The 10,051-nt window shown below is 67.2% G+C and carries 9 protein-coding genes; all 9 read right to left on the bottom strand.

All coding sequences use genetic code 11. From position 1 onward, the window contains the following. Window positions 1–33: 33 nt before the first annotated feature. Window positions 34–342, bottom strand: coding sequence for a 30S ribosomal protein S10 (gene rpsJ / locus WB508_RS11530; protein WP_012923688.1), 309 nt, complete (start codon window positions 340–342; stop codon window positions 34–36). A gap of 347 nt (window positions 343–689) precedes the next feature. Beyond that, a complete protein-coding gene (locus tag WB508_RS11535) occupies window positions 690–1,367 on the bottom strand; it encodes a 4a-hydroxytetrahydrobiopterin dehydratase (RefSeq protein ID WP_423845027.1) in 678 nt (225 codons plus the stop codon). Window positions 1,368–1,387: 20 nt separating this feature from the next. Then, window positions 1,388–2,299: a cation diffusion facilitator family transporter gene (locus WB508_RS11540; protein WP_423845028.1), complete on the bottom strand. Its 912-nt coding sequence runs from the start codon at window positions 2,297–2,299 to the stop codon at window positions 1,388–1,390. A 97-nt stretch (window positions 2,300–2,396) separates the two neighbouring features. Beyond that, entirely contained in the window at window positions 2,397–3,590 is a 1,194-nt protein-coding gene (gene tuf, locus WB508_RS11545) for an elongation factor Tu (RefSeq protein ID WP_423845029.1), read from the bottom strand. Window positions 3,591–3,702: 112 nt separating this feature from the next. Continuing rightward, the gene (gene fusA, locus WB508_RS11550; protein WP_423845030.1) at window positions 3,703–5,814 is read right to left on the bottom strand and encodes an elongation factor G; all 2,112 of its coding nucleotides are present in this window, start codon (window positions 5,812–5,814) and stop codon (window positions 3,703–3,705) included. A 71-nt stretch (window positions 5,815–5,885) separates the two neighbouring features. After that, entirely contained in the window at window positions 5,886–6,356 is a 471-nt protein-coding gene (rpsG, locus tag WB508_RS11555; RefSeq protein ID WP_423845031.1) for a 30S ribosomal protein S7, read from the bottom strand. After that, window positions 6,356–6,730, bottom strand: coding sequence for a 30S ribosomal protein S12 (gene rpsL, locus WB508_RS11560; protein WP_423845032.1), 375 nt, complete (start codon window positions 6,728–6,730; stop codon window positions 6,356–6,358). Before rpsL ends, rpsG begins: the two co-directional genes overlap by 1 nt. Window positions 6,731–6,918: 188 nt before the next feature. Next, complete coding sequence (locus tag WB508_RS11565; RefSeq protein WP_423845033.1) at window positions 6,919–7,653, bottom strand: maleylpyruvate isomerase family mycothiol-dependent enzyme; 735 nt, start codon at window positions 7,651–7,653, stop codon at window positions 6,919–6,921. 12 nt (window positions 7,654–7,665) lie between these two features. Beyond that, on the bottom strand, window positions 7,666–10,051 hold a 2,386-nt coding region (locus WB508_RS11570; protein ID WP_423845034.1), incomplete at its 5' end, for an FAD-binding and (Fe-S)-binding domain-containing protein.

The following is a 10,051-nucleotide window of genomic DNA, read 5'->3' on the forward strand; positions in this document are numbered from 1 at the left end:
GTGGATGACGTGCTCATGTCTCGCTGACTCCCCTCAGAGCTTGATCTCGATGTCGACACCAGCCGGCAGGTCGAGTCGCATCAGCGAGTCGACGGTCTTCGGCGTGGGGTCGATGATGTCGATGAGCCGCTTGTGCGTGCGCATCTCGAAGTGCTCGCGGCTGTCCTTGTACTTGTGCGGCGAACGGATCACGCAGAACACGTTCTTCTCAGTGGGCAACGGCACCGGGCCCGCGACCTTGGCGCCCGTGCGGGTCACCGTGTCGACGATCTTGCGCGCCGACGAGTCAATGACTTCGTGGTCGTAGGCCTTGAGCCGGATACGGATCTTCTGTCCCGCCATGCTCTGATGTCCTTTTCTTCGCTTCGCTTGAGGTCGCCCCGGTGGAATCCGGGCCGATCATGGCTCCGGCCTCCGAATCCCGAGGTCGGGCGTGTCGCGGCGCGAATCACACGCGTACGTCACACACTTCTCGAGTTGGGTGGTTGGACCCGCTGCGCCCAAGACATCGATGTTCGTCGTGTCCTGCGCTGCTGCGGGACGAGCCCGGTCTCAGGTTCGGCGTTGCACGATGGCCGGGCGTGAGTCCTGACCGCAACGCCCCAGCGACCGCGCCGGAGCAACCTGAATATTCTGGCAGAGGTCTGGCGCCAAACCAAATCGAGGTGGGCGACGAGCGATCTGCCGCCTCAGGCGCGCTGTCGGTCCTGCCAGGTCGTGAGGCAGATCTTGTTGCCCTGCGGGTCGGCCAGCACCCAGAAGGCGGGTGCGAACTGGTCGCTCGACAGGGTCCCGCCGGCCGCCAGGGCGGCGTCGATGCGCGGCTGCACCTGCTCGGGCGGCACGCGCAGATCCAGGTGCCAGCGCTGCGCAACGTCGCCGCCACCGCAGGTGCCGGGCTCGGTCTGCTGGAACCAGACGGCCGGCACCTGGCCGGTGGGGTCGACGAGGTCGTCGTGCGCCTCCCCCGGCTCGACGGCCAGCACGGCGGACCAGAACGGGCGGATCAGATCGATGTCGTCGGTGTCGAGAGCGAGCTCGACGACCGCCAGCCCGTCGGTGTCGGCCTCGGCGGCGAGGTCGGCGGCGATCTGACTGATCTCGCGGGCGAGCCTGATGTCGCGCGCAGTGATGCCCCCCACGTCGTGGGAGCTGAGCCGCACCGTGACCGTGGGGTAGGTGAGCTCCAGATCCGGGTGGTGGTTGGCGGCCTCGGCCGCCTCGGCCGTGCGCCGAACGAGCTCGAGGCCGGTGCGGAAGTCGCCGGTGCGGAATCGGGCCATCAGCCGCCCCAGCAGCGGCCGCCAGTCACCCAGCGCCTCTGCCTCGATCTGCGGACCGTTCATCACGGTCTTGTCGTCGCTCATGCTGTCCCCTTCGGTCGTGCTCAGTGGTGGACGTGCTGCTCGGAGTCCTCGTGCCCGGCGGGCTCGATCTGGAACGTGGAGTGCTCGACGTCGAAGTGATCGGCGAGGCAGTCGCGCAGGCCGTCAAGCACGGCGTGCGCCTGCCCCATCTGGGTGATCGACTCATCAACGACCACGTGCGCGCTCATCACGGGCATCCCGGACGTGATGGTCCAGACGTGCAGGTCGTGGACGTCCAGCACACCGTCCAGGCCCATGATGTGAGAGCGCAGCTCGACCAGGTCGACGTCGCGCGGCGTGGCCTCCAGCAGCACCTCGGCCACGTCCCGCAGCAGCGAGAGGGCCCGCGGGACGATGAGGGCCGCGATGACCAGCGAGGCGATCGCATCGGCCGGCGTCCATCCGCTGAGCGCGATGACGGTCGCCGACACCAGCACCGCGATCGACCCCAGAGCGTCGCCGAGGACCTCGAGGTAGGCGCCGCGGACGTTGAGGCTCTCGGCGGCGCCGGGTCGCAGCAGCAGCAGGCCGACGACGTTGGCCACCAGGCCGATCGATCCGGCGATCAGGATGGGCGTGGCCTCCAGCTGCACCTGCGAGCCCAGCCGGCCGATGGCGCTCCACACCACGAACCCGGCCAGCACGAGCAGCACCAGCCCGTTGAGGCCGGCCGCCAGCACCTCGGTGCGGTGGTAGCCGAAGGTGCGGCGCGAGCCGGGCGCTCCCCCGCGCTGAGCCACGGCGATGGCTGCCAAAGCCATGGCGATGCCCACGGAGTCGCCCAGCATGTGTCCGGCGTCGGCCAGCAGGGCCAGACTTCCGGTGACGGCGGCCGCGACGGCTTCGACGCAAAAGACGCCGAGCGACAGCCCGAGCACCGCGGCCAGACGCCCACGATGCTTCACGCCGGTGCCCCCGTGGTCGTGTCCCATGCTGTGAAGGCTACGCACTTCGCTGCGGACCCGAAACGCAAGAGCCCCCCACCGCCGAAGCGGTGAGGGGCTGCTGCAGAGAGCTGGTGGTGCTAGCTCACTTGTTGATCTTCGTCACGCGACCGGCGCCGACGGTGCGGCCACCCTCGCGGATGGCGAAGCGCAGGCCCTCCTCCATGGCGATCGGCTGGATCAGCGCGACCGTCATCTCGGTGTTGTCGCCGGGCATGACCATCTCGGTGCCCTCGGGCAGCGTGATGACGCCGGTGACGTCCGTGGTGCGGAAGTAGAACTGCGGACGGTAGTTGTTGAAGAACGGCTTGTGACGGCCACCCTCCTCCTTGGACAGGATGTAGACCTGGCCCTCGAAGTCGGTGTGCGGCGTCGTCGAGCCGGGAGCGATGACGACCATGCCGCGCTCCACGTCCTCACGCTTGGTTCCGCGCAGGAGCAGTCCGACGTTCTCGCCGGCCTGGCCCTCGTCGAGGAACTTGCGGAACATCTCGATCGCGGTGACCGTGGTGCTCTGCTTGGTGTCACGGATGCCGACGATGTCGACGTTCTCGTTGACCTTGATGATGCCGCGCTCGATACGACCGGTGATGACGGTTCCACGACCGGTGATCGTGAAGACGTCCTCGACGGGCATGAGGAACGGCTTGTCCGTCTCGCGCGGGGGCATCGGGATGAAGTCGTCGACGGCCTTCATGAGCTCGAGGATCGACTCGCCCCACTTGGCGTCACCCTGCAGTGCCGGGTGAGCGGCGACCTTGACGACGGGGACGTTGTCGCCGTCGAACTCCTGATCGCTGAGCAGCTCGCGAACCTCGAGCTCGACGAGCTCCAGGATCTCTTCGTCGTCGACCATGTCGCACTTGTTGAGCGCGACGACCATGGCGGGCACGCCGACCTGGCGAGCGAGCAGCACGTGCTCACGCGTCTGGGGCATGGGGCCGTCGGTGGCGGCAACCACGAGAATGGCACCGTCCATCTGGGCCGCACCCGTGATCATGTTCTTGACGTAGTCGGCGTGGCCGGGGCAGTCGACGTGCGCGTAGTGACGGTTCTCGGTCTGGTACTCGACGTGCGAGATCGAGATCGTGATGCCGCGCTGCTTCTCTTCGGGCGCCTTGTCGATCTGATCGAAGGCCGAGGCCTCGTTCAGATCGGGGTATGCATCGTGCAGCACCTTGGTGATCGCCGCGGTCAAGGTCGTCTTGCCGTGGTCGATGTGTCCGATGGTGCCGATGTTCATGTGCGGCTTTGTCCGCTCGAACTTCGCCTTGGCCACTGGGGCTCCTCCTGGTTGATGTACTGCTGTGCTTGAAAAAGTGTCGTGCTGGCTGAAGGCCGCAAGTAGGACCCGCCATGGGCCTCGGCCATCTTATGAGACGGTTCCGCGCCTACTCGCCGCGGGCCTTCTTGATGATCTCCTCCGCGACGTTCTTGGGAACCTCGGCGTAAGAATCGAACTGCATCGAGTATGACGCACGGCCCGAGGTCTTGGACCTCAGGTCGCCGACGTACCCGAACATCTCGGACAACGGCACGATCGCCTTGATCATCTTGGCGCCACCGTAGCCCTCCTCCATGGCCTGAACCTGGCCACGGCGGGAGTTGAGGTCGCCGATCACGTCGCCCATGTAGTCCTCGGGCGTGGTGACCTCGACCGCGAACACGGGCTCGAGGATCACGGGATCGGCCTTGCGTGCGGCCTCCTTGAACGCCATGGACCCGGCGAGCTTGAAGGCGAGCTCGGAGGAGTCGACGTCGTGGTACGCGCCGTCCTCCAGCGTGACCTTGACGTCCACAATCGGGTAGCCGGCGAGGACGCCGAACTGCATGGCGTCCTGGGCTCCGGCGTCGACCGACGGGATGTACTCGCGCGGGACGCGTCCACCGGAGACCTCGTTGGAGAACTCGTATCCGCCCTCGCCACCGACGACCGGCCCCGTGGGGGCAATGCCGATGATGACCTTGGCGAACTGACCCGAGCCACCGGTCTGCTTCTTGTGCGTGTAGCTGTGGCCCTTGATGGTGCCCTTGATGGTCTCGCGATACGCGACCTGGGGCTTGCCGACGTTGGCCTCGACGTTGAACTCGCGCTTCATGCGATCCACGAGGATGTCGAGGTGCAGCTCGCCCATGCCGGCGATGATGGTCTGACCCGTTTCTTCGTCGGTGTGCACCTGGAAGGTCGGGTCCTCCTCAGCGAGACGCTGGATGGCGATACCAAGCTTTTCCTGGTCGCTCTTCGTCTTGGGCTCGATGGCCACCTGGATGACCGGAGCCGGGAAGGTCATGGACTCCAACACGATCGGCTTGGCCGAGTCGGCCAGCGTCTCACCCGTGGTGGTGTCCTTGAGGCCCATGACGGCGACGATCTGACCGGCACCGACCGACGCGATCTCCTCACGCTTGTTGGCGTGCATCTGGTAGATCTTGCCGATCCGCTCCTTGCGACCCTTGGTCACGTTGAGCACCTGCGTGCCGGCCACGAGGCGACCGGAGTACACGCGCACGAAGGTCAGCTTGCCCAGGTGGGGGTCGGAGGCGATCTTGAAGGCCAAGCCGGCGAACGGCTCGTCCTCAGACGGCCGACGGGTGTCCGTCTTGCTCTCGTCCTTCGCGTCGATTCCCTGGATCTCGCCCACGTCGAGCGGATTGGGCATGTAGTCGATGACGGCGTCGAGCAACGGCTGGATGCCCTTGTTCTTGAACGCCGTTCCACAAAAGACCGGGTTGAGCTGAGTCGCAAGCGTGGCGCGGCGGATGGCGGCCTTGAGCTCGGCCACCGAGATCTCCTCACCATCGAGGAACTTCTCGGCAATCTCGTCATCGACGTCCGACAGCGTCTCCAGCAGCTTCTCGCGACCCTCGGCGGCAGCGTCGACCAGATCCGCCGGGATCTCCTCGACGTCGTAGTCCTCGCCGATCGCGGTCTCGCCGCGCCAGGTCAGGGCACGCATGCCGACCAGGTCGACGACGCCCAGGAAGTCGGACTCGGCGCCGATCGGCAGCTGCATGACCAGTGCCCGAGCGCCAAGGCGCTCGCGGATGGTCTTGACGCAGAAGTCGAAGCTGGCACCGGTGCGGTCGAGCTTGTTGACGAAGCACATGCGCGGAACGCCATACTTGTCGGCCTGACGCCACACGGTCTCGGACTGCGGCTCCACACCGGCAACACCGTCGAACACCGCAACGGCACCATCGAGCACACGCAACGAGCGCTCGACCTCGACCGTGAAGTCGACGTGTCCCGGGGTGTCGATGATGTTGATCTGGTGGTTGTTCCACCAGCAGGTGGTGGCAGCAGAGGTGATCGTGATGCCACGCTCCTGCTCCTGCTCCATCCAGTCCATCGTGGCGCCACCGTCGTGCACTTCACCGATCTTGTACGTGATGCCGGTGTAGAACAGGATGCGCTCGGTGGTCGTCGTCTTGCCGGCATCGATGTGCGCCATGATGCCGATGTTGCGGACCCGAGTGAGGTCCGTGGTGATGTCGGTTGCCACAGGGGCTCAGCTTTCCTTCGAAGGTGGTGGAGGACAGGTTGCGGCGCGATGGACTCGCGCCGCAACGCGTGTCACCAGCGGTAGTGGGCGAATGCCTTGTTGGCTTCGGCCATCTTGTGCGTGTCCTCGCGCTTCTTGACCGCGCCCCCGAGGCCGTTGGAGGCATCGAGCAGCTCGTTCATGAGGCGGTCGGACATCGTCTTCTCGCGACGGGCGCCGGCATAGCCGACGAGCCACCGCAGCGCCAGGGTGTTCTGGCGAACCGGGCGGACCTCGACGGGCACCTGGTAGGTGGCGCCGCCGACGCGGCGGCTCTTGACCTCGAGGCTCGGCTTGACGTTGTCGAGCGCGCGCTTGAGCGTGATGACCGGGTCGGTGCCCGACTTCTCACGGGTGCCCTCGAGGGCGGTGTAGACGATGCGCTGGGCGACTTGCTTCTTGCCGTCGACCAGGACCTTGTTGATCAGCGAGGTGACCAGCTGGCTGCCGTAGACCGGATCGGTCTCGACAGGACGCTTGGTTGCGGGACCCTTACGAGGCATTAGGCCTTCTCCTTCTTCGCGCCGTACTTCGAGCGGCCTTGCTTACGGCCCTTGACGGACTGCGTGTCGAGCGCGCCGCGGACAATCTTGTAACGAACGCCGGGGAGGTCCTTCACACGACCACCGCGAACGAGCACGATGGAGTGCTCCTGCAGGTTGTGGCCCTCGCCGGGAATGTAGGCCGAGACCTCGGTGCCGCTGGACAAGCGGACACGGGCGACCTTACGCAGCGCGGAGTTGGGCTTCTTGGGGGTGGTGGTGTACACGCGGGTACACACGCCACGCCGCTGGGGCGAGCTCTTGAGAGCTGGAGTGGCCGTCTTGACGACCTTGCGCTGGCGACCATGACGGACCAGCTGATTGATGGTGGGCACTACGACATCCTTCTTCTTGACTGAGAGAGTCTCGACCTTCGACGCACTCGCCTTCGAGTAGCCCGCGTTTCACAGCGCTGGAACCATGCTGCGAACGCAGGTGAGAGCGACGGGATGTGTGCATCGGTCTGGGCATTCCAGACACAGTGGTCGATCCTACCGGCACATTCGGGCAGAAACAAAAGCGCTCAGGTCGTGCGCGGACCCTCGAACACCGCACGGGCCTCCGCGGAGTCAAAGCTCAGGCGTTCTGCGGGCAGCCTCCCCCAGAGCGCGAGGTACAACTCCACCGTGGTTCCGTGCACGGCGGTGTCTGCGTCGGCGTTGCTGTGAAGCTGGACCGGTGGACCAGCTGGGTCACCACCGGGGGCGATGATCCAGGACAAGTGCTCGTCGATCGAGTCGAGTCGCACACGTGCTCGCACGTCGGGCCGCTGCCCCATGGCGGTCATTCGAGGGAAGTACACACCGAGCACCTCGTCGATGCCGTGCCCGGCGACAGCCGGCGTGACGCCCCAGGGCTCGGCGCCGCCCAGCGACTGTGCGGCGTCGACGACGTGCATCGTGGTCTCGTGCAGCTGGCGACTCAGCCAGAAGTCCGCGGTCTCGCGCAGCCTGACGAAGTTCGGGATCGGTTCGTCGGGCTCGACGGCCTCAAGCGCCGTGAGCAGCGCCTCGGCACATCCCGCGTACCACTCGGCCTTGAACCCGCTCACCTGCGGTGTGGGCTTCGGCAGGCCACGCACGCCGCTGAGGACGACGGCAGCCGCCCATCGGTGGACCGTGCCCAGGTGAAGGACCAGGTCATCCATGGTCCAGTCCGGGCACGACATGATCGGCTCATCACCATCGGCAGCGAACGCGAAATCGGCGAATCGGGTCATCGCCTCGCTGAGCAAGCCGATCCGCTCGTCACGTTCCATCGACACAGACTGTCAGATCGAACGTTCAGCGCGGGTCGCCGAAGCCAGCAGCTGCGCCAGGTGCACCGGTTCGACCTCGGTGAGATCGGTCAGCTGGGTTCGGCAGGAGAACCCGTCCGCCACCACGACGGCTCCCGGCGGCGCGTCGCGCACCGCCGGCAGCAACTGCAGCTCGGCGATGGCGACGGACACCTCGTAATGCCCCTTCTCCACGCCGAAGTTGCCCGCCAGCCCGCAACATCCGCCGAGCCGTTGAACGGTCGCGCCGGTGGCCGCCATGACCGCCAGGTCGTCGTCGAAGCCCACGACCGACGCCTGATGGCAGTGCGGCTGGACGACCAGGTGCGTGCCGCTCAGGTCGGGCGCCTGCCAGCCGTCGGTGCGGCGCAGCAGCTCCGAAAGTGTGAACACTCCCCCGGCCACGTCGGCAGCACGCTGATCATCGAGAAGCTCCACGGCATCGGTGCGCAACGTCGCGAGGCAGGACGGTTCCAGACCCACGATCGGAACCCCGGCCATCACGTACGGGTGCAGCTGGTCGACGGTACGGGCCACGATCGATCGGGCGGCGTCCAGCTGGCCGGTCGTGATCCAGGTGAGCCCGCAGCAGGATGCGCGGTCGAGGAACTCGACCGCGTAGCCGGCCTGCTCCAGCACCACGACGGCGGCCCGTCCACCGGCGGTCGAGAAGTACTCGGTGAAGGAGTCGGCCCACAGCAGCACGCGCCCGTTCGGTGCGCCGGCGGGCGATGAGGGGCGGGCGCGTGTCCAGCGGCTGAAGGCACCCGAGCGCAGGTCGCCTTGCGCGAACACCGGCAGGCTCCGGCGCTGGTCCACGCCAGCGATCCACCGGGCCAGGTGGACCAGCCCCGGGACACGCAGACCAAGATTGGCGACGAGGGCAATCGGTGCGGCGAGCCGAGCCCAGAAGGGGAGACGGCCCAGCACGTAGTGGCTGCGAGGGCGGATTCGACCGCGGTAGGTCTGGTGCAGCACCTCGGACTTGTAGGTGGCCATGTCGACTCCGGTGGGGCAGTCACTGGCGCAACCCTTGCAGGACAGGCAGAGATCCATTGCTTCGTGAACTTCCGGCGAGCGGTAGCCACCCGTGACCAAGCGCCCGTCGATCATCTCCTGCAGCACACGCGCTCGGCCGCGCGTGCTGTCCTTCTCGTTCCGGGTGGCCTGGAAGGACGGGCACATGACCGCGTCATCGCCGGTGGTGGTCGCGACGCACTTGCCCACGCCGGTGCACCGGTGCACGGCGGCGCCGAAGCTTCCCCCGGCGGCGGAGCCGTCAACGTCCACGATGTCGTGCAGCAGTTGCAGACCGTGGCGCTCGCCCTGCAACCCCCAAGATCGGTGCTGGCCCCGCAGGTCGGCATCGAAGGCGAGCGGGTCGACGAGGACACCGGGATTGAGCAGGCCGGCCGGATCGAGCACGTGCTTGACCCGACCGAACAGCTCGATGGCGTCGGCGGAGTACATCAGCGGCAGCAGCTCGGACCGGGCTCGACCATCCCCGTGCTCGCCGGAGAAGGATCCTCCGTGCGTGGCCGTGAGGCGCGCGGCATCGAGGATGAAAGCGCGATACGCGCCTCGCCCTCCACCCTCGTCAAGGGGAAAATCGATGCGCGCGTGGACGCACCCGTCGCCGAAGTGCCCGTAGGGCACTCCGTGCATGTCGTGCTGCTCCAGGAGCGCCTCGAAGTCGCGCAGGTAGGCACCCAGATGGGCCGGCGGCACAGCGGCGTCCTCCCAGCCGGACAGCGCTGGCCGAGCGAACGAGCGGCTGGCCAATCCGGCGCCCTCCTCGCGGATCTTCCACAAGACCGCCTGCTCGGCGGTCGAGGAGACGTGGCGGTGTGCCACCGCGGCGGCGGCTGCCACCACACGATCGGCCGTGGCCGCCAGCTCGCCCGCATCGTGGCCAGCCAGCTCGATGTACAGGTACCCCCCGCCGCGCGGCAGGTCGGGGACAGCGGCCTCTCGGTGCGCGGTGCGGTAGATCTCGACCAGTCGCGCGCCGAGGCCCTCACAGGCGACCGGTCCGAACGGCAGCATGGCGGGCACGTCATCGGCCGCCTCGGCCATCGTCGGGTAGCCGAGCACCACCAGGTGGCGCGCCGTGGGCACCGGCACCAGGTCGACCGTGGCCTCCAGCATGACGGCCAGCGTTCCCTCCGTCCCGGCCATGAATGACGCCACGTCGAAGCCTCGCTCGGGCAGCAGGTGCTCCAGGCTGTAGCCGGAGACCTGCCGGCCGAACCGACCGAATTCGGTGCGGATCGTGCCCAGGCCCTGACCCACGACCTCGCGCAGCAGATCCAGCGTGGGCGACGCCGTGGCGGCGCCGCGCACGACCCGCAGCTCCTCACCCGCCGACGTCGCGAGATGC

Source organism: Aeromicrobium sp. (genome assembly GCF_049586495.1).
In the GTDB taxonomy this organism is placed as follows: domain Bacteria; phylum Actinomycetota; class Actinomycetes; order Propionibacteriales; family Nocardioidaceae; genus Aeromicrobium.

Coding starts and splice junctions, on each gene's coding strand:
- rpsJ (WP_012923688.1), bottom strand. CDS start 342: ATGGCGGGACAGAAGATCCGTATCCGGCTCAAGGCCTACGACCACGAA.
- WB508_RS11535 (WP_423845027.1), bottom strand. CDS start 1,367: ATGAGCGACGACAAGACCGTGATGAACGGTCCGCAGATCGAGGCAGAG.
- WB508_RS11540 (WP_423845028.1), bottom strand. CDS start 2,299: ATGGGACACGACCACGGGGGCACCGGCGTGAAGCATCGTGGGCGTCTG.
- rpsG (WP_423845031.1), bottom strand. CDS start 6,356: ATGCCTCGTAAGGGTCCCGCAACCAAGCGTCCTGTCGAGACCGATCCG.
- WB508_RS11565 (WP_423845033.1), bottom strand. CDS start 7,653: ATGGAACGTGACGAGCGGATCGGCTTGCTCAGCGAGGCGATGACCCGA.